Source organism: Notoacmeibacter marinus, assembly GCF_002238045.1.
Classification (GTDB): domain Bacteria; phylum Pseudomonadota; class Alphaproteobacteria; order Rhizobiales; family Rhizobiaceae; genus Notoacmeibacter; species Notoacmeibacter marinus.
Window position 1 is genome coordinate 201,688 of the sequence record NZ_NBYO01000003.1, and the last position, 20,186, is coordinate 221,873.

General features: G+C 59.6%; 17 protein-coding genes and 2 tRNA genes. 10 read left to right on the forward strand and 9 right to left on the reverse strand.

Features of this window, described 5'->3' with window-relative positions; translation table 11 throughout:
* Positions 1-6: 6 nt before the first annotated feature.
* From B7H23_RS13310 to tuf, 5 genes are all read right to left on the reverse strand, one after another.
* Positions 7-834, reverse strand: a complete 828-nt coding sequence (locus B7H23_RS13310; RefSeq protein WP_094077954.1) for a hypothetical protein — start codon at positions 832-834, stop codon at positions 7-9.
* Complete coding sequence (locus B7H23_RS13315) at positions 824-1,258, reverse strand: VOC family protein (RefSeq protein ID WP_094077955.1); 435 nt, start codon at positions 1,256-1,258, stop codon at positions 824-826. Before B7H23_RS13315 ends, B7H23_RS13310 begins: the two co-directional genes overlap by 11 nt.
* 38 nt (positions 1,259-1,296) lie before the next feature.
* The gene (locus tag B7H23_RS13320) at positions 1,297-1,989 is read right to left on the reverse strand and encodes a glycosyltransferase family protein (protein ID WP_094077956.1); all 693 of its coding nucleotides are present in this window, start codon (positions 1,987-1,989) and stop codon (positions 1,297-1,299) included.
* A gap of 76 nt (positions 1,990-2,065) precedes the next feature.
* Entirely contained in the window at positions 2,066-2,893 is an 828-nt protein-coding gene (locus tag B7H23_RS16070) for a hypothetical protein (protein ID WP_094077957.1), read from the reverse strand.
* A gap of 181 nt (positions 2,894-3,074) precedes the next feature.
* Complete coding sequence (tuf, locus tag B7H23_RS13330; protein WP_094077937.1) at positions 3,075-4,250, reverse strand: elongation factor Tu; 1,176 nt, start codon at positions 4,248-4,250, stop codon at positions 3,075-3,077.
* 224 nt (positions 4,251-4,474) lie between these two features.
* On the opposite strand from tuf, the gene B7H23_RS13335 reads away from it, so the two are divergent.
* Positions 4,475-6,397 (forward strand): putative bifunctional diguanylate cyclase/phosphodiesterase, encoded by a 1,923-nt coding sequence (locus B7H23_RS13335; RefSeq protein WP_094077958.1) that lies wholly within the window; start codon positions 4,475-4,477, stop codon positions 6,395-6,397.
* Positions 6,398-6,419: 22 nt separating this feature from the next.
* On the opposite strand, the gene B7H23_RS13340 is transcribed toward B7H23_RS13335, so the two are convergent.
* The 3 genes from B7H23_RS13340 to B7H23_RS13350 form a co-directional block, all read right to left on the reverse strand.
* Complete coding sequence (locus B7H23_RS13340) at positions 6,420-7,223, reverse strand: N-acyl amino acid synthase FeeM domain-containing protein (protein WP_094077959.1); 804 nt, start codon at positions 7,221-7,223, stop codon at positions 6,420-6,422.
* A 229-nt stretch (positions 7,224-7,452) separates the two neighbouring features.
* Positions 7,453-7,526 (reverse strand) — tRNA-Gly (locus B7H23_RS13345).
* 32 nt (positions 7,527-7,558) lie between these two features.
* Positions 7,559-7,643 (reverse strand) — tRNA-Tyr (locus tag B7H23_RS13350).
* Positions 7,644-7,814: 171 nt separating this feature from the next.
* Here B7H23_RS13350 and rlmB point away from each other — a divergent pair.
* From rlmB to B7H23_RS13395, 9 genes are all read left to right on the forward strand, one after another.
* A complete protein-coding gene (gene rlmB / locus B7H23_RS13355; RefSeq protein ID WP_094077960.1) occupies positions 7,815-8,642 on the forward strand; it encodes a 23S rRNA (guanosine(2251)-2'-O)-methyltransferase RlmB in 828 nt (275 codons plus the stop codon).
* A gap of 206 nt (positions 8,643-8,848) precedes the next feature.
* A complete protein-coding gene (locus B7H23_RS13360) occupies positions 8,849-10,264 on the forward strand; it encodes a circularly permuted type 2 ATP-grasp protein (protein ID WP_094077961.1) in 1,416 nt (471 codons plus the stop codon).
* 33 nt (positions 10,265-10,297) lie between these two features.
* Positions 10,298-11,242 (forward strand): alpha-E domain-containing protein, encoded by a 945-nt coding sequence (locus B7H23_RS13365; protein ID WP_094077962.1) that lies wholly within the window; start codon positions 10,298-10,300, stop codon positions 11,240-11,242.
* Complete coding sequence (locus B7H23_RS13370; RefSeq protein WP_094077963.1) at positions 11,242-12,039, forward strand: transglutaminase family protein; 798 nt, start codon at positions 11,242-11,244, stop codon at positions 12,037-12,039. Before B7H23_RS13365 ends, B7H23_RS13370 begins: the two co-directional genes overlap by 1 nt.
* Positions 12,040-12,074: 35 nt before the next feature.
* On the forward strand, positions 12,075-12,821 hold the full coding sequence (locus B7H23_RS13375; protein ID WP_094077964.1) for a proteasome-type protease: 747 nt from the start codon (positions 12,075-12,077) through the stop codon (positions 12,819-12,821).
* A 113-nt stretch (positions 12,822-12,934) separates the two neighbouring features.
* Entirely contained in the window at positions 12,935-14,719 is a 1,785-nt protein-coding gene (locus B7H23_RS13380; protein ID WP_094077965.1) for an N-acetylglutaminylglutamine amidotransferase, read from the forward strand.
* Between the two features lie 2 nt (positions 14,720-14,721).
* Complete coding sequence (ngg, locus tag B7H23_RS13385; protein WP_094077966.1) at positions 14,722-16,431, forward strand: N-acetylglutaminylglutamine synthetase; 1,710 nt, start codon at positions 14,722-14,724, stop codon at positions 16,429-16,431.
* On the forward strand, positions 16,428-17,597 hold the full coding sequence (locus tag B7H23_RS13390; RefSeq protein ID WP_094077967.1) for an osmoprotectant NAGGN system M42 family peptidase: 1,170 nt from the start codon (positions 16,428-16,430) through the stop codon (positions 17,595-17,597). The genes ngg and B7H23_RS13390 overlap by 4 nt, the downstream gene beginning before the upstream one ends.
* Before the next feature lie 81 nt (positions 17,598-17,678).
* Positions 17,679-18,791, forward strand: a complete 1,113-nt coding sequence (locus tag B7H23_RS13395) for a DNA topoisomerase IB (RefSeq protein ID WP_094077968.1) — start codon at positions 17,679-17,681, stop codon at positions 18,789-18,791.
* Positions 18,792-18,819: 28 nt separating this feature from the next.
* Here the strand turns inward: B7H23_RS13395 and B7H23_RS13400 are convergent, their stop codons facing one another.
* Entirely contained in the window at positions 18,820-20,154 is a 1,335-nt protein-coding gene (locus B7H23_RS13400) for a deoxyribodipyrimidine photo-lyase (protein WP_094077969.1), read from the reverse strand.
* Positions 20,155-20,186 lie beyond the last annotated feature (32 nt).

Consider the following 20,186-nt stretch of genomic DNA (forward strand, 5'->3'; position numbering starts at 1 on the left):
TTGGCTCTACCCGGTACCGTCCGATCGCTTGGCCAGCGAGCGAAGGCGTGCCCCCCATTTGCGCAGGACAGCGCCGCTATCGCGGCGGCGCACGGCCTTCGCGGCTAGAGAACGGGTCGCCGCCACGGTGATTTCCAGATTGCCCTGGACCACTTCGGCAATTTTCGAAACGTCCATATCCGGATAACGGCTTTGCAACGCCTGAACGGTCGTCGTTCCCGGTTCAGGCAAGCGTGTCAGACGCCCTGCTCGCCGCTCGATCTCGAGCACGCTCTGTTCCAAAATCCAGTCGTGACTGTTCAGCATTTTGTTGGCGCCGTCCGGAACGCCGGTAAAGCCGTCGAGCGTTACCGTCATCCAAGGGCAGTTCTCCATCAGCCAAAGCGCCACCATGAAGCCGGTCGATGGTGGCCGGCCCTGCGTGTACCAACCATGTACCGTTGCGCGGCCATCGATCACGAAGTCGATACCGTCCGGGCGAATGGTCGCCGGCCTGCCATCCAGCGGACCAAAATGATCCTTGCCGCCCCGAACCGCTGCCGTGCCGATCAGGGCGCCGGACGCGAATAGCGCCTGCGCGGCCTCGCGATTGCCCGCGGACTGGATAAGCGTCTCATGAGTGCGCATCGGCTGACAAAGAAGACTGTTCTGCGTGAACGGCTCGCCGAGAATTTTCCAGACGGGCCCGAAGAACACATGCAGACGTTTGGTATCGGGCTTCGCCTCGTAGCCAGCGGGGTCGGCGGCCGTGCTGTTGGCGAAAATGACAGCCGTTTCAAAACGCTTTAGACGGTCCCGTAGCGAATTGTCGTTTTCTGCACGATCATTCATCATTAGCGTCCGGCGCTTCAGCCCCGCTATCGCTGATCTCGTGAACTTCGATAACATTGCCAACCGGGTCATGGAAGAAAATCTGGTGCCAGCTATCGGTCGCAACGCCGCCATAGTCGGAATATGAAATGCCCTTGTCTTCCAGAAGCTTGCGGAAGGCGACGAGATCGTCGGTCCGGAAGGCGATATGGCCGCGCTCGACGGGATTGATCGCGTTGCCAGAACGAAAGCCGAGATCGAGATCGCGACCCGCCAGATGCATCTGCACGGCGCCATCGCTTAAAAACGCCACCGGTGCGCTATAGCCGTCACTGCGCACCGGAATGTCTTCGGTCTGTCGCTGCAAACCCAGAACGTCGCCATAGAAGTCTTGCAACTCCTCGACATTATGGGAGACGACATTGATATGATGAAGCCAGAGTTTCATTCACCAAACCTTCCAGCCTTCACCGCGAGCGCCGCAATTCAGCCGGCATCGCGTTGCGTGACGTGCATCATCCGGTCGCGACAGGCGAACCACTCGTCGGCGTAGTCATCGTCCGCATATTCATGGAAATAGGGTCCGCCATCGGTAAAATGGACGTTCTTGGCCCCTTCGTTTCTCTCATACTCGTTGACCAGATAGTTCCACTCGACGGGCAGTTCTCCGATCTCGTCGTCCGAGCCTAGCCATTTGAACTGGTGCAATTGCAGACCGGTCGCCTCATTCACGTAATCCTTCGTCAAGGCGCGACAACGCGCATTGTTGAACAGCATGACGCTCGACCAGTTCTTCTTCTCATACCTGGTCTGGGTCTGTCCGAGGAACTTCGTCTCGATCTTCGGGGTGTAGTCGTGCTTGACGCACATGACCGATTTCGTCTCGTCGCGCAGAGCCCAGAGTTCGGAAATGTCGGCACGAACGAGCATGTCGCAATCCATGAAAAGGCTCCAGCCCTCGTAGCCGCAAAGGTATGGCACCAGAAAGCGGCTGAAAGAGAACTCGGTGGACTGGAGGGAGTTGCGCTCGCGGGTGAATATACCGGCGAGATTGTCCAGCATGATCGGGCTGAACATGACCGGTATCGTGCTCTTCTCCAAAATGCTCTGCGCCAGCACGTGGTAGGCGACCACTTCATTGGAATCGAAGCCCACGAAAACGCGCGCGATGTCCGCCATCTGATCAATCCTTATTCCCGCAGCCGAAAGCTATTATACATGCCCTTAGGACCCAGTTCGCCCCTCACAAACCGGTTTACCGCCGGCGGCGCAACCCCAAGCGTGAGGCCAGTTTGTTATAAATCCGCTGATACCATCTGTCGCGCGACAAGTGCGCCACAACCTTGTCGGTCGCCTGAAACTGCCCGCGCAACACATCGGCATAGACCGCAGCCACCGTGGCGGGGGGCAGTTCGGGGTAACGCTCAGCGATATTTTCGATTGACGCCCTTTCAGCCATTTGGCCGGAATCTTCGAAACGGCTGATGGTTCCCATGCGGTATTCCAGCCGCAGAACCGTCTGCTCGATGGTCCAGTCGTGCACGGACAGCATCTTTAGATTCAAGCTACGCTGTCCGGTAAATCCGGCAAGGATGATGGACTTTTCCGGCAGATGGCGGCTGAGCCAGAGCGCTGCGGCAAAGCCGGTCGTCGGCGCGACGCCCTGCGTATACCAGCCGTTGAGAACAGGATCGCAGTTCATCAAGAATGGCAATTCCGCTGAAAAATCGCCGTCATTCGCAGCACTATTCGTCGAGCGGTGATCTTTGCCGGCCTGGAGGCCGACCTGGCCTTTCAGCGCCGTTTTGTCGAAGAGCGCCAATGCTGTTTCGACAGACCGACGACCGTGATTGATCGCTCCCTGCCGGCCCAACCTATGGATTAGCATGGCGGGACGAGCGAATGGCTCGGTCAAAATCTTCTGGACTTTGCCGAAGAAGACGAAAAGCGTCTGGTCGGCCGAATAGGTGCTCAGGAGGGCATCGAGATCCGTCTTCTCGCTATTGGCGACAAGCACGATGCGATCGTAAGAGGCCAAAAGATCGAGCAGCCGTCGCTCTCGCGCGAGTAAGGGGTAGGTCATAGCCAACTTGCTCAAACTCTTTGATTTCGGACTATCGATGGTTCCCAACCAAGCCAAGGCATACCTGCCTGCCGGCCATCGTCACCCTGTATCCGGAAAAAGCATTTACCGGAAAACAAAACGGGGCGGATGAAACCACCCGCCCCGTATATCTGCCATCAAGCACTCTTCGAAACGAGGCTTATTCTGTGATTGCTGCGACGATGCCGGCGCCGACGGTGCGGCCGCCTTCGCGGATGGCGAAGCGCAGCTTCTCTTCCATGGCGATCGGAACGATCAGTTCCACATCCACCGTCACATTGTCGCCCGGCATCACCATCTCGGTGCCTTCCGGGAGCGTCACGATGCCCGTCACATCCGTCGTGCGGAAATAGAACTGCGGACGGTAGTTCGTGAAGAACGGCGTATGACGGCCGCCCTCTTCCTTGGTCAGGATGTAGGCCTCGGCCTTGAACTTCTTGTGCGGCTTGACCGAGCCCGGCTTGGCCAGAACCTGGCCGCGCTCCACGCCCTCGCGGTCGATGCCGCGCAGCAGCGCGCCGATATTGTCGCCCGCTTCGCCACGGTCCAGAAGCTTGCGGAACATCTCAACGCCCGTGCAGGTCGTCTTCGTGGTGTCGCGAATGCCCACGATCTCAAGCTCGTCGCCGACATTGACCACGCCGCGCTCCACGCGACCCGTCACGACCGTGCCGCGGCCCGAAATGGAGAACACATCCTCGATCGGCATCAGGAAGGGCTGATCGATCGGACGATCCGGCGTCGGAATGTAGGCGTCCACTTCCTTCATCAGTTCGCGAACCGCATCCTCGCCGATCTCCTTGTTGCTGTCGTTCAGCGCCGCAAGCGCCGAGCCCTTGACGATCGGAATGTCGTCGCCCGGGAACTCGTAGCTCGACAGAAGCTCGCGCACTTCCATCTCCACCAGCTCAAGAAGCTCCTCATCGTCGACCTGGTCGACCTTGTTCAGGAACACCACGATCGCCGGAACGCCAACCTGGCGGGCCAGAAGAATGTGCTCGCGGGTCTGCGGCATCGGACCGTCCGCCGCCGAGCAGACCAGGATCGCGCCGTCCATCTGCGCCGCACCCGTGATCATGTTCTTCACATAGTCGGCGTGGCCAGGGCAGTCCACATGGGCGTAGTGACGGCTCTCCGTCTCATACTCAACATGGGCCGTCGAAATCGTGATGCCGCGCGCACGCTCTTCCGGCGCACCGTCAATCTCGTCATAGGCCTTGAAATCACCGAAATACTTCGTGATCGCCGCCGTCAGAGACGTCTTGCCGTGGTCAACGTGACCAATCGTGCCAATGTTCACATGCGGCTTGTTGCGCTCAAACTTACCCTTTGCCATCGCTCTTTCGTCCTGTGCTTCTCTTGCCCTTATGGCAAGCCTCGAAACGATGGGCCGCGACATAGAGCGTTGTGCGCGCCGAAGCAAGCCATGGGCGCCACACAGGCGATTTTCGGGAAAAGTCAAACGCAACAAGGCTTTGGCGCTTCTTTAACTTTTCTTCCCGAAAATGCCGCGGCGCAACGATCGGATTGATCCGATTTGAATCACAAGAAAGTCGTTGAATGAGCGAGGCAAGCCAGCCAACGCGCGCGAAAGCGGAAGCGCTGACAGCGCTTCACAGCAAGCCGACATCTGCGATCCATGGTCTCGTCACCAGCTTCGCGGCTTTCGGCATGGCGGCGATCAACACTTCGGACTGGCGGTTCCTTATTCCCGGCGCCGTAATGGGCCCGTTCTCGGTCTTCCGCCTGTGGCGCATGTACGAGTTCCAGCGCAAAGGCATAGAGGTCCGCACGCACACGGATTGGGACCGGTCCTTCTTCTTCTGCAGCGTCATTATCGCATTCGCTCACGGCCTCTTCGTTCTGCAGGCCATGCTGCTGACCGATCACGTCTTCGTGATTTCCCTGTCGGTGGGGCTGTGCCTCGCTCAGATGGTCGGTGTGGTGGCTCGCAATTACGCTTCCTCCAGCCTTGTCAGCGCACAGGCGCTTGCAATGGGCATTCCCTGCGCCATCGGCTGGTGGCTGCACCCCAACCCCTGGTTCGGCGTAACGGCCATATTCTTCGTTCCCTTCTTTCTCAGTGCGCGTTCGCTGGCCGCCGGCATCCGGAACCTGCTCGAAGGCCAGCGCGACGCGTTGGAGACGATCCGCCGAGTGGCCATCCGCGACAGCCTGACCGGCGTGCTGAACCGCAAGGGTTTCTACGAAAGGCTGGCCGAGGAACAGGCGCGGCCGGAACGGGGCCATTACATTGCCGTCCTGGTAGACATCGACTATTTCAAAGCCGTCAATGACAGCTATGGTCATTCCGTCGGCGATGCGCTGCTGGTGCAGATCGCCCGACGCCTGCAGTCGATCGAGCGCGACGGGCTAACCGTCGCACGCCTTGCCGGCGACGAATTCGCCATTCTGGCGCGATCCCACAAGCCGCAGGAGAAGATGGAGGAGATCTGCGGCAAGGTATTGGAATGCTTCGACGATCTTTTCAATTGCCGCGGCGTCTATCTGTCGACGACGGCCAGCGTCGGTGCGGCTTCGGTCCAGAACGCCGATCCGCATAACTCGGTCATCGTCTGTGCCGATCTTGCGCTCTACGAGACCAAGGAGAAGGGCCGCAACGGCTATCACATCTATCGCGACGAGATGCAGGGCAAGTTCGAGCGGCGCGAAATTCTCCGCCGCGACCTGCGTCAGGCCGTGACAGCGGGCGAACTTCGTCTCGTCTATCAACCGATCGGCGATGTACACACCGGCGCCATTACGTCCTGCGAATCGCTGATGCGCTGGCAACACCCAACTTTGGGGACGATCTCGCCGGACGAGTTCATCCCGCTTGCCGAGTCCGCCGACATCATCAGCGATTTCACCCGGTGGGCCGTTGAATCTGCCGTCGCCGAATGCGTGCACTGGCCAGCGGATATCGGGGTCACGGTCAATCTGTCGGCCTGCGATCTGCGCCGTCGCGATATCGTCAATACGGTCTTCGACGTCCTGATCCGTTATGGTCTCGCACCGCACCGGCTGACCATGGAAATGACGGAAACGGCGCTGGCCGAAGAGCCGCTCATGACCCGGCAGGTTTTGCACGGCCTGCGGGCGCTGGGAGTGAAGACAGCCCTCGACGATTTCGGAACCGGCTATGCCAATTTTGGCTATTTGATCGACTATGAATTCGACAAGCTCAAATTGGACCGGTCGCTTATCGAGCAAATTTCGGAAGGTTCGCGGGCGCGTATCCTGATCGCCGGGCTGGCGCGTACCTCGCAGGAACTCGGCCTGACCATCATCGCCGAAGGCGTGGAGCGACGGAAGCAGTTCGATGCGCTGCGGTCGCTCGGAAGTGTCGATTCCATTCAAGGCTGGCTTCTGAGCCGTCCGATACAAGGCGGCGGAGACATTCGCACCTATCTGATGCAACCGCACTTCGATCCGGATCGGATTTGCGAAGAGAAGAACGACGGCATCAGCCTGCACGCCTGATCGTTAACTGGCGCCATTCCGCTCAGGCGGCGGCGCCTGAGGCGGCATCGGCTTTATCCAGCCTGGCTATACCGTCGTCATTGTCGTTCATGCGCTTTAGAACGAGTTGCGCGGTCGGCCGCGCGCAGAAGCAGCATCGTCGCGCTGTTTCCTCGTCGAACAGCATGGCGCGCTCCGACTCCAGCGAATGCAGGAAAGGTAGCCGATCCAGCATGCGCTGATCGTTGGCGCCAATCCGCGTCGCCGTCAGATCGACGGGAAAAGTAACCGTTCCACATTCCCCACCGGTCGCGAAGGTCTCGGCGTGGAAATAGCGCTGGTAGAACGCCTTATGACGTGGCCGGACGAGGTGCAGAATATAGTCGGCCTCAAAAAACAGCGCCGCCATGGCTGAGAGGCGCGGCGGCATGAATCTCAGCGCTGCGCGGTCGACGGACGGATCGAGGTCCGGATCGATGGCAAACCGACTGCAATCGATAAAGCTCTGTCCCAAAAGGAGACGGGAGTCGAGGTGGTTCGGATAGCTTTCCCGCGATGGGCCATCGGGATGCTCCCGATCCAGATGGTGGATCCGAATGCTCATACTCAGTTCGTCGTCGACGAAGATGCCGAAAACGAACGTGTTGTCGGCGAAGTCGAAATGGTCGCTATCCAACCGCGACTCGTTGCTCTCGATGTAGTCGCGCGTTCGGTAGGCGTTGTAACGCAAGCGAAAAATGTCTTCCCAGTCTTCGCCTGTCGTCGGACGGCGAACCACGGTCCGATCCAGAAGCTGTAAAACACGTTCAAACGGCCGCTGATCCGGCGACTTTGCTGGAACCGCCATACTCGATAACTCCAAGGCAATTCATGGTTTATAAAGTGTTAACTAATACGACCAGTCTGTCCAGCAACCGCAGGTAATTTTGCCTACCGGTTCGGGATTATGATTAATTTGAGGGAATCCGCCTGTGGCCGGGTCGTCGGCAAACCGGGTCGTACGGCGGATTCGCAGCGCGCATAGCGCATCGCCAAGGCAACGATTGGTTGGACTATGAAGCCGAGACGCGTGCTGCTGGAGCGGGTAGCGGGAATCGAACCCGCATATTCAGCTTGGAAGGCTGCTGCTCTACCATTGAGCTATACCCGCGTCTCAGTACGAGCATCCGATGTCCGGACCGATGGTGGAGGGGGCTGGATTCGAACCAGCGTACGCATAGCGAACGGATTTACAGTCCGTCTCCTTTAACCACTCGGACACCCCTCCGAACAGACCGGTACAGAGCCGTGCGGCTTTGTGCGCCAGTGACGATTGGCGCGACCGATGGGAGCGCCTTATGGCGAGCCACGATTGCTCTGTCAACCATTTGAAGGCGCTAAAACCAATCTGTTTAAAAGCGCCATTGCGAGCCCCTGCCCGGACGGCTAGACCACGCCCATGACAAGGAAGAAAACCGATCCAAGCGGAACGCCCAAGGACAGCCATTACGCCAGGCTGCGGCGGGCTCATCGTGAACAGACCAGACCGGCGAAAGAACCGGCCGACGACAGCGTGGTGCATCTCTATGGCCTGCATACGGTGCGCGAGGCGATCCTCAATCCGACCCGGAAAAGGCGCCGCCTGCTTGTCACGCGTAACGCCATGCAAAGGTTGGATCTGAATCCCGCCGCGTTGAAAGGTCTGGACGTCGAAACAGTAGATCCGAAAGCCATTGACGCACTGGTCAATGCCGATGCGGTTCATCAGGGCGTCTGTCTCGAGGCCGAGGCGCTGACGCCTCAACCGCTATCCAAGCTCTCCGATACGTCTCTGCTTCTGATTCTCGACCAGATTACCGATCCGCACAACGTCGGTGCGATCATGCGCTCGGCCGTCGCGTTCGGCGCGGGCGCGCTGATCACGACCCACCGCCATTCTCCCACCGAGAGCGGCGTTCTGGCGAAGGCGGCTTCCGGTGCGCTGGAGCACATTCACCACATCACGGTTCGCAATCTGGCCAACGCCATCGAGGAACTGAAGTCGATCGGTTTTCAGACTGTCGGTCTCGATTCGGAGGGACCGGAACCGCTCGAGACGACGTTTTCGGGCGCGCGCATCGCACTGGTTCTCGGTGCGGAAGGCAAGGGTTTGCGTCAGAAGACACGGACGACGGTCGATGCCCTCGCCCGCCTCGACGTTCCCGGCGCGATCCGATCGTTGAACGTCTCCAACGCTACAGCCATTGCGCTCTACGCCGCTCATCGGCACCTATCGTCCAAGGTGTGACGTGGAATCACAGCCGGCCGCCTCGTCGCTCAGGCTGGCAATCTTACCGGGCTCAATGGCCCCGCCTTCGTGCTAATTTGCGCCTTCTCCCTTGTCCAGCCGGTAAATTTATACAAGTCTTTCTATGACTTGCCGGCTGAAGACCGGTCGCGCAGCAGGTATTTTCTCCGAACTCACCTGCCATAGGAACGAACAAGCGAGGTTGCATGTCGTATTTCGACGAAATGGGGGCGGAGGACGATTTGCGGGATCCTTATGAAACGTACTCGGCATGGTTGCGCCAACAGGACAACGAGGCCCTGATCCGCAAACATCACGATGCCGAGCGCGTGTTCCGTAGAACCGGGATCACCTTCGCCGTCTATGGCCAGGACGAGGCCGAAGAGCGCCTCATTCCGTTCGACATCGTGCCGCGCATTATATCGGCCCGCGAATGGCGGCGTCTGTCACAGGGTATCGAGCAGCGCGTGGTGGCCATCAATGCGTTTCTCGAGGACATCTACTCCAAGCAAGAGATCATCAGAGCTGGCGTGCTTCCTGAATCCATCATCGCCGGCAACGCGGCCTTCCTGCCGGAGATGATGAATTTCCGCCCACCTCAAGGCGTCTACACTCATATTATCGGTACCGATATCGTTCGGACAGGGCCGGACAAGTTCTACGTGCTGGAAGACAATGCGCGCACGCCGTCCGGTGTCTCCTACATGCTGGAAAACCGCTCGGCGATGATCCGGCTCTTCCCCGAACTGTTCCGTGCCAACCGGATCAAGAATGTCGAGAACTATCCGGACCTGCTGCGCCAGTCGCTGGAAAGCGTCGCCCCACCCGCCTGCAGCGGCAAGCCGACCGTCGCGGTCCTGACGCCCGGCATCTACAATTCAGCCTATTTCGAACATGCGTTCCTCGCCGACAATATGGGCGTCGATCTGGTCGAGGGGTCCGATTTGCAGGTCTCCGGCGGGCGGATCTGCATGCGCACCACCCAAGGCATGAAGCCAATCGACGTCATTTACCGGCGAGTGGACGACGCCTTTCTCGATCCCCTCACCTTCAATCCGGACAGCATGCTTGGTGTGCCGGGTATCATGGACGTCTATCGCAATGGCGGCATCACGATCGCCAATGCTCCGGGAACTGGCATCGCGGACGACAAAGCGCTCTACACCTACATGCCGGACATCGTGAAGTTCTATACTGGGTCCAAGCCGCTTCTGGAGAACGTGCCCACATGGCGCTGCGTCGAAAAAGACAGCCTTGCCCATGTACTGGACAATCTGCAGGACCTCGTCGTCAAGGAGGTACATGGCTCGGGCGGCTACGGGATGCTGATCGGCCCCACGGCGACGAAAGAAGAGCGCGAGGCCTTCGCAGCCAAACTTCGCAAGCACCCCGAAAATTATATCGCCCAGCCGACTCTATCTCTCTCGACCTGCCCGGTCTTTACCGAGCAGGGCCTGGCGCCACGGCATGTCGATCTACGCCCCTTCGTTCTGATGGGCGGCGACAAGGTGCGTATCGTGCCGGGCGGGCTGACACGGGTGGCGCTCAAGGAAGGCTCGCTCGTGGTCAATTCGTCGCAGGGTGGCGGCACCAAAGACACATGGGTTCTGAATGACGACTGATCTTTTACCGCCTTTCCCCGACAGGACAGTTTCATGCTTCTAGGTCGTACCGCAAGCGGACTATACTGGCTCTTCCGCTATATCGAGCGCGCGGAGAATGTCGCACGCATCGTCGATGCCGGCTCTCATGTCGCGCTGACCGGCGACGCCGACCGCAGCGATGTTTGGCCTTCGGTCCTGCGCAGCGCAGGCGTCGACAGTGTCTTTCCCGGCGATGTCGATCATGCAACGGAAGCTGAAGTCGCCGATTTTCTGCTGCGCAACCGTAAGGAGAATTCCTCCTCGGTGCTATCCTGTATCGACCTTGCGCGCTCCAACGGTCGAATGGTCCGTACGGCGCTGACACGCGAAGTCTGGGAAAGCCTGAACGAGGCCTGGATGACGATGAACGCGTCATTGTCCGGACCGATCGATCTGGATGAGCTCGTCGAAAGGTTGGAGGAGATCAAGCGGCAGACAGCCCAGATACGCGGCGCGTTCTTCGGCACCATGATGCGCGATGACCGCTACTCGTTCTGCCGTCTCGGCACCTATTCCGAAAGGCTGGACAACACCGCGCGTATCATGGACGTGAAGTATTACGTTCTGCTTCCGAGTTCCTCCTGGGTCGGAACGCCGCTCGACAACCACCAATGGCGGTCGATCCTGCGCTCAGTCTCGGCGCATCGGTCTTTCACATCGGTCTATGGCACCGAGTTCAAATCCTCGCTGATCGCCGAATTTCTGATCCTCGACCGGACGATGCCGCGCTCGCTGACCTTCTGCGCCGCCGGCCTCGACCGGACGCTGGGATATCTGGCGGAACATTACAGCCAGAGCCAGCCCTGCGACGAGGCCGCCCACGAGATGCTTCTTAAGCTGCGGACACAGAAAATGGACGAGATTTTCGAGATGGGGCTGCACGATTTTCTTCAGGAAATGATCCGGCAGAACAGCGGCCTTTCCATGCAGATCGCAACAGACTACAACTTTAGCTGATGCGTATCGCGATCCAACACAACAGCCGTTACCACTATAAAACGCCCCCCGCTTTCGCCTTGCAAAAGGCGCGACTGACGCCACTGAGCGATTTTCGCCAGAATGTCGAACAATGGCAATTGATCGTCACCGGCGCCGAGCAGCAGCTCACGTCCCGCGATGCGTTCGGCAACACCTGCACGCTCATTCGCGCCGATCCGGATGTCGAAATACTCGAAGTCTCCGCTCAAGGAATGATCGACACGGAGGAGACGCAAGGGATCATGGAACAGGCCGCCGGTGTCATGCCGCTCTTCGTCTATCGCCAGCCGACGGCTCTTACCGCCAAGAGCGAAGACCTTGCCGCTCTTGCCGAAAGCGTCCGTCAGGACGATCCGATCGATATGTTGCACCGGCTGATGGATGCGATTGCCGAGAAGGTGCTCTACGAGCCGGGCGTCACCCATGTCGGCACCACCGCCGATGAGGCATTGCAGGAAGGAAGAGGCGTCTGTCAGGACCTTACTCACATCTTCCTGGTGGCGGCCCGTCACCTTGGTGTGGCCACTCGCTACACATCCGGCTATTTCGTGTCCGGCAACGATCTGGGCGGCGACGCCTCGCATGGCTGGGCCGAAGCCTTCGTGCCCAATGTGGGGTGGATCGGCTTCGATCCGACAAATCGGAGGTGCCCAGACGAACGCTATGTGCGAATCGCTTCGGGTCGGGACTATACTGACGTCAGTCCCGTCAGCGGCGTGCGGGTCGGCGCTGGCAGCGAACGTCTGACGGTCAGCCTGGCCGTCGAGCAGCAGTAGGCTGCAGGGACGCCGTTCGGCAGGGGGTTCGTTCCGTGACATATTGCGTTGCCATGATGCTGGATCGCGGCCTCGTTTTCATGAGCGATACGCGCACCAATGCGGGCGTCGACGACGTCTCGCGCGTCAAGAAGATGCATATGTTCGAAATGCCGGGCGAGCGCTCCATGGTGCTGCTGTCTTCCGGCAATCTGGCGACCACACAGGCGGCAATCGGCCTTCTGGAAGAACGCAGCAAGGCGCCCGACGACCGCGACCCTTCGATCTTCCGTACCCAGTCCATGTTCCAAACAGCCAAGCTCGTCGGCGAAACGCTGAACGAGGTGGTCGCAAATATGCGCATCCGCGACGACCAACCGACGGCGCACGCCTTTTCCGCCACCCTTATTCTCGGCGGGCAGATTGCCGGCAGCGACCCGCGCCTGTTCCTGATCTATCCGGAAGGCAATTTCATCGAGGCCAAATCCGACAACCCGTTCTTTCAGATCGGTGAAATCAAGTATGGGCGCCCCATTCTCAGCCGCGCCTACAATGCTGGAATGGACTTCGCCGAGGCCGCCAAGCTGATGCTGATCTCCTTTGACTCGACGTTGCGTTCCAATCTTTCGGTCGGACTGCCCATCGATATGGCGGTCTACAGAAAAGACAGCTTCGAGATCGGTCCCTTTCGACGGTTCGAAGAACACGATGCCGATTTTCGTGCCATTTCGCTGGGCTGGTCCGATGCGCTGAAGCATGCCTTCGCCCGGCTACCCGATCTGTCGATCGATGAGGATGCGTAACACACCATCTCTTCGCTAGTGCAAAACCTTGCTTCGCTTAAGCGAAGAACCATGTGACATTACGAAGGGCGCGCGCCGAACGCGCCAGAAACATACAGCAGGAAGGACAATTTATGTGCGGCATTGCCGGTGAAATCCGATTCGACGGCGAATGGGCCGACACGGCCGCTGTGGGCCGCATGGTGTCTTCGATGCACAGCCGTGGTCCGAACGGCTCGGGCCTTGTCGGCCATGGCCGCGCCGCATTCGGCCATCGCCGTCTGAAGATTATCGATCTGTCGGAAAAGGCCCAGCAGCCTATGGTGGATCCAGCGCTCGGCCTGACCATCGTCTTCAATGGATGCATCTACAATTACCCGGAATTGCGAGGCGAACTGGAAGGGCTCGGCTACAGCTTCTTCTCCACTGGCGACACGGAAGTCATTCTGAAGGCGTTCCACGCCTGGGGCGAGGATTGCGTCGACCGCTTCCACGGCATGTTCGCCTTCTGCATCTATAATCGCGATACCGGCGAAGCCGTCATGGCGCGCGACCGGTTCGGCATCAAACCGCTCTATTTCAGTCGCCAGGGCAAGCGCCTACGCTTCGCATCCACCCTCCCCGCTCTTCTCGCTGCCGGCGATATCGACACGTCGATCGATCGCGACGCCCTGCATAATTACATGAGCTTTCACGCCGTCGTACCGCCGCCCCGGACGATCCTGAATGGCGTGCGCAAATTGCCGCCCGCGACGATCCGCCGCATCGATGCCAACGGCAAGGAGACCGACCGCCTCTACTGGCAGCCGCCCTATACGCGCCGCGCCGAAGACAGCGGCCTTTCCTTCAACGACTGGCGGGACCGGGTTCTGGACGCACTGCGACTGGCAGTTCAGCGCCGCATGGTCGCCGATGTTCCGGTCGGCGTTCTTCTGTCGGGCGGGGTCGACAGTTCCGTCATTGTCGGCCTGTTGGCTGAACAAGGCCAGCACGATCTGAAGACCTTCTCTATCGGCTTCGAAGAGGCCCATGGCGAAAAGGGCGACGAGTTTCAGTATTCCGATCTCATCGCCAGCCATTTCGGCACCGATCACAATCAAATCTTCGTGCCGTCCGCCGACCTGATCAACGAATTGCCGGACACCATCCATGCCATGAGCGAGCCGATGGTCTCCTACGACAATGTCGGCTTTTTTCTGCTGTCGCGGGAAGTGTCCAAGCAGATCCGGGTCGTTCAGTCCGGTCAGGGCGCCGACGAAGTGTTCGCTGGCTATCACTGGTATCCACCATTGATGAACTCCAACGATGTGGTGTCGGACTACGCAAAGGTCTTCTTCGACCGCGACCAGGCGAAGATGGCGACGCATCTGTCCGACGACTGGCTGGCGGAAACCGATGCCAGCCGCGAACTGGTCCGCGCCCATCTCATGGCGGGCGATGCCGACACGCCGGTCGATCGGGCGCTCCGGCTCGACAGCCAAATCATGCTGGTCGACGATCCGGTCAAGCGGGTCGACAATATGACCATGGCCTGGGGCCTCGAAGCGCGCGTGCCGTTTCTCGATCACGAACTGGTGGAGCTGGCCGCGACCATTCCGCCCGAACACAAGCTGGCTCACGGCGGCAAGGGCGTGCTGAAGGAAGCGGCTCGGCTTGTGATTCCGTCCGAAGTGATCGACCGCAAGAAAGGCTATTTTCCGGTGCCGGCGCTCAAATACATTTCCGGGCCCTATCTGGAGATGGTCCAGGATGCACTGTCGAGCCAGGCGGCAAAGGATCGCGGCCTCTTCCGCCAGAGCTACCTGGACGACCTCTTCACCAACCCCACCGATCACATCACGCCACTGCGCGGCTCTGAACTCTGGCAGGTCGCGCTGCTCGAAATGTGGCTCCAATCCCACGGCGCCGGGAGTGCCTGATTATGGCCGAGAGCCAAGGACCAAAGACAGATTACAGCCTCGACTGCGGCTGGGGACGGCTCGTCTTCGGCCAAACCTTCGAGGATGGCGGCGAGTTGATCGAGACGCTGCGGCGGGAACGTGCCGATGCTCGTGACATCGCTGTCTATGTCGATGATCCGCATGTGCTGCTTTCGCTGGCGCCGCACGAACTGTTTCTCGACCCGTCGCATACGTTCCGCATCGATCTGACGAAAGACCGGCCCCCCGATCCGAAGCCCAGCAACTTTTTCATCCGCCGCCTGTCGTCTCATGGCGATGCAGAGGAGGTGAACCGCATTTATCAGACGCGCGGCATGGTGCCTGTCCCGCCGGAATTCTTCTGGTCACACCGCGATGCACGCGCGCTTACCTATTTCGTCGCGGAGGACGAGCAGACCGGCGCGATCATCGGCACCGTCACCGGCGTCGATCACCTCCAGGCCTTCGACGACCCGGAACGCGGATCTTCGCTCTGGTGTCTGGCCGTCGATCCGCAGGCGCGCCAGAGCGGCATCGGCCAGGCGCTGGTTCATCGACTGGCAAGCCACTTTGCCGAGCGCAACGCCGCCTATATGGACCTGACGGTCCTGCACGATAATGAAAGCGCCATCGCCCTCTACGAGAAGCTTGGTTTCCGCCGCGTTCCCTATTTTACCGTGAAGCGGAAGAACGCGATCAACGAGCAGCTATTCAGCGGGCCCGAGGAAGATCACGGCCTCAACCCCTACGCAAAAATCATCGTCGACGAAGCCCGACGGCGCGGCATTCAGGTGGAAGTCACCGATGCCAAGGGCGGTTTCTTCCAACTCTCCTATGGTGGACGGACGGTACAGTGCCGAGAAAGCCTGACGGAGTTCACATCGGCCATCGCAATGAGTATTTGCGACGACAAATCCGTGACGCGGCGCATTGTCGAGAAGGCGGGCGTTCGCGTTCCTAAACAGATAACCACCAAAGCGGCGGATCAGGACATCAAGGCCTTTCTCGACGAACACAAGGCGCTTGTCGTCAAACCGGCCCGTGGCGAACAGGGGCATGGAATCACCGTTGGCGTCACCAGCAGCCAGGAGCTGGAAGCGGCTATCGCGGCGGCCGAAAAGGTGGCTCACGAGGTGCTCATCGAGGAAATGGTGGAGGGTAACGACCTTCGGCTGGTGATTATCAATTATAAGCTCGTTGCCGCGGCCATACGCAAGCCGGCCCAGATTGTCGGCGACGGCCGTTCGAGTGTCGCGAAGCTGATCGAGCGTCAAAGCCGGCGTCGAAGTGCGGCAACCGGAGGCGAATCCCGCATTCCGCTCGACGATGATACGCACGCCACGTGCCGAGCGGGCGGATATGAGATGAACGATATCCTGCCGGACGGCGAGACGCTCCAGGTTCGCCGAACCGCCAATCTGCATACGGGCGGCACCATTCACGACGTCACCGGTGAAGTGCACCCGGCGCTGGTCGATGCGGCTGTCCGCACCGCCCGTGCCATCAACATTCCGGTCACGGGCATCGATTTCATGGTCAAGAGCCCGCGCGGACCGGATTACGCCTTCATTGAGGCCAACGAGCGGCCAGGGCTCGCCAATCACGAACCGCAACCGACGGCCGAGCGATTTATCGATCTACTCTTTCCGCTATCGATGCCTTATGCAGCGAGGGAAGCGCTTCGCGCGTCCCATTCGGAGCTTCCTGCATGAATCGATTGCCGATCGACACGAAATATCTGTCGAACGTCCTTTCCGAACTTCTCGATATACCGAGCCCGACCGGTTACACCGACACCATCACCATGCGCGTCGCCGATATGCTCGACGAGCTCGGCCTCAACGTCGAACTGACGCGGCGCGGCGCGATCCGCGCTATTAGGCGCGGACGCGACATTCGCGGTGCGCGCGCCATTGTGACCCATCTTGATACGATCGGCGCCATCGTCAAATCCATCCGTCCGAACGGCCGCCCGTCGCTGGTGCCCGTCGGCACCTGGTCGGCACGCTTCGCAGAAGGCGCGCGCGCGACGGTCTTTTCACGCAAGGGCGGTTATCGCGGCACGATCCTGCCGCTCAAATCTTCCGGCCATACGTTCAATGACGAGATCGACAGCCAGCCCGTCAGTTGGGACAATGTCGAACTCCGTATCGATGCGCTGACGCGTTCGCCCGAGGAAACGGACCGGCTGGGCGTCGAGGTTGGCGACCTGGTCGCCATCGATCCGCAGCCGGAATTTCTGCCCAACGGCTTCATCGTATCCCGACACCTGGATAACAAGGCCGGCGTTGCCGCAGGGCTAGCCGCGCTTTCAGCCATGCAGCAGGAAGAGGTCGAAACGCCGGTCGATATCCACTGGCTCTTCACGATCGCCGAAGAGGTCGGCGTGGGCGCGGCCTCGATCGTCTCGAACGATGTCGCCTCGCTTCTGGCCATCGATAATGGCACGACCGCTCCGGGCCAGAATTCCGACGAGTTCGGCGTCACCATCGCCATGGCCGATCAGACCGGTCCGTTCGACTATCACCTCTCCAAGAAGCTCGTCGAGCTCTGCGTCGAAAACGATATTCGCTACCAGAAGGATGTGTTCCGCTATTATCGCTCGGACTCGGCGTCCGCGCTTGAAGCGGGTGCCGATGTGCGGACGGCGCTCGCGACCTTCGGCGTCGATTCCAGCCATGGCTATGAGCGCATTCATCTGCACGCGCTGCGATCCGTTGCGGAACTGGTCACGGCCTTCTGCATCTCGCCTGTGGCTATCGAACGGGATTTCTACAAGCGCACCGACACCACCGGCTTTACCGACCAGCCGATCGACCAGGCCGAGCAGCGTTTGCCGCGCGATGTCAGCCGCGTTCATCCGCCCAAGAGCGAGTAGCGCAGTTCGGGAACCTTACGGCTCGCCTCCCGTTTTCCGAGCACCGCTCGGTGCGTTGGGTAAGGTAGGAGTGCGTGAGCGATGTTGGCGTTCAGTGGTTCCGTAAATGTCGAACAGCAGCTGCCCGATCCGGATGCAGACGACTATTACGAACAGCTCGCCGATCGCGCCTCCCTCATCTATGTCAATGATGACGATATCGGCTGGACCCGCCGTGGTGCCGGCAGGGGATTCGTCTATCGCGACGAGAATGGCCATCGCATCGCCGACAAAGCCGTTCGGGACCGCCTCAACGCACTCGCCATTCCCCCGGCCTGGACCGATGTATGGCTCTGCCCCGATCCCCGTGGTCATATTCAGGCGACCGGGCGTGATGCAAAAGGGCGCAAGCAATACCGCTATCATCCGGACTGGATGGAGCAGCAGCATCGGTTGAAATTCGAAACCCTACCCCTTTTCGGTGCATCGCTGCCAACCCTTCGCCAGCGTGTCGATGCCGACCTTCGCCGCCATGGCATGCCGAAGGACAAGGCGCTGGCGCTTGTCGTCTGGCTCCTCGACAACACGATGATCCGCATCGGCAATGTGCGCTATGCGGAGATGAATCGCAGTTTTGGACTGACGACGCTAAAGAAGCGCCATCTCGATCTCGGCCACTCGACCGTGCGCTTCACCTTCCGCGGCAAAAGCGGCAAGGAGTGGGACCTGTCGTTGACCGACCGCCGCATCGCGCGGCTGATCCGCACGATTTCGGAACTGCCTGGCCAGCACCTGTTCAAGTATCTCGGCGATGACGGGCAGCGCCAGCCGGTCCGAAGCCATGACGTGAACGACTATATACGGGATACGCTCGAACAGGATTTCTCGGCAAAGGACTTTCGCACATGGACCGCGACCGTTCTTGCCGCCGATATTCTGAACGGTATCGAATTGCCCGAAACCAAAAAAGCGCAGACTCAGATGCTGAATTCGGCCATCGATGAAGTTGCGTCTGTTCTGGGTAACACGCGCGCAGTCTGCCGCGGCCAGTACATTCATCCGGGCGTGATCGAAAGCTGGCACAGCAACCGGCTATGCGAACAACTGGCCGCCTTCGAAGCGGAAGATGAGGACTGGCTAGATGCCGGCGAAATAAGGCTTTTGCAATGGTTCGCGCAACAGGCCGACTGCCCCGTGCGCCAGCAGGCCGCATGACGATCGCGCCGAAACCCACGTCATCCGATCATTGCCGTTCCTCGACCCATCGGTCGACGTCGAACTGGCGCTCCAGCGCACCGTGGCCCATCGGTCGAACCTTGCCGATCACATCGTTCTCCTGAAACGCTCTGTCATGGAGACCAAACACCCATAGCGTGTTGGCAAAACTGTTGGGATCGCCGCCATCCAGAAAATAGCGGTTGTTCAGCGTCAACAGCGTCTTATGGGCTGTTTTCGGATCGCGCATCGTCTTGGCGATGTATTTGCCCCAGAACATGCGCAGATGATTATGAAGATAGCCGCGCTTCTTCATCTCCCCCATCGCGGCGTTCCAGACCCCATCGTCCGTTTTCGCCTTTTCCAGGGACGTTGCGCCATATTTCGGATCGCGTTCGTCTCCTTCGTGATCGTCGAGCGTTTCGCGCGCCCAATCGGGCAGCGCCGCGAGGCGGTCGTAAGACGGTGCGTAGTGGCAGAAATTGCAGGCCAGTTCGCGCCGCACGACGAGTTCCTCGAGAAAAGGGCTGGCATCGGCCTTGGCCGCCCTCGCCTTGCTGACGATTTCCGTCGGCGCAAGATGACCGAATCGCAGATAGGGCGACAGAAAGGAGACGTTCTCCTTGTTGGCGTCGGCCCGATCGTCATCGTAGTGTTGCAGATCGCTTCTGAGAAAACTGCTAAGCCGCGATCGCGCCTGTTCAGTTCCCCCTTCGATCCAATCGACCGCTGCCGCTTTATCATCGGAAACACCATCGATCTTTTCGAAGTCAAGCGGGCTCTCCTCCAGCTCGAGCCGCAAACCGCTCCGGTTTTCGAGCGTTGGAAGGCTGGCCTCCGTCAGCCAGTCATCCAGCCTGTCCATCAACTTGCTACGGATCGTCCGCGCGGCATATTCCTGTTTGTCGGATACCTTTGCGACCGGCACGCAGACCATGGTCTCCAGCGCTTCGATACGTCCATCGAAAGATTTTCCCAGTTCTTCGCGCTGCTTGCGATGGTGCCGCAGATAGCCGAAATCGGTTACGATGGCGGCCGCGCGATCGAGTAGAGCGCTGGGAAGTCCCTCATCGCAGACAGCGAGGAAAAAGAAAAGAATCCCATGTTCCTTCAACGCTTCCTTCATCTCCGACAGGCCTTCGATTGCGAATTTCGCCTGGCGCCGCGTCAATTCACCGCCGTGAATGGATAGACTGGGCACCACGAGACAGCGCTTGCCGCTTTCGTTGGCCAATTCGATAGCGCGCGCCAATGCCGCATTGTCGGCAACGCGATGGGCCAGAACGCTCCAATAAACGACGGTATCGCCATCGCTTCTCAATTCGCCTCTGCAATGGCTGATACGGCCCTCGAATTTGCTCATCTCGGCCCGGCTCCTTTGGATTTTCCTGTTCG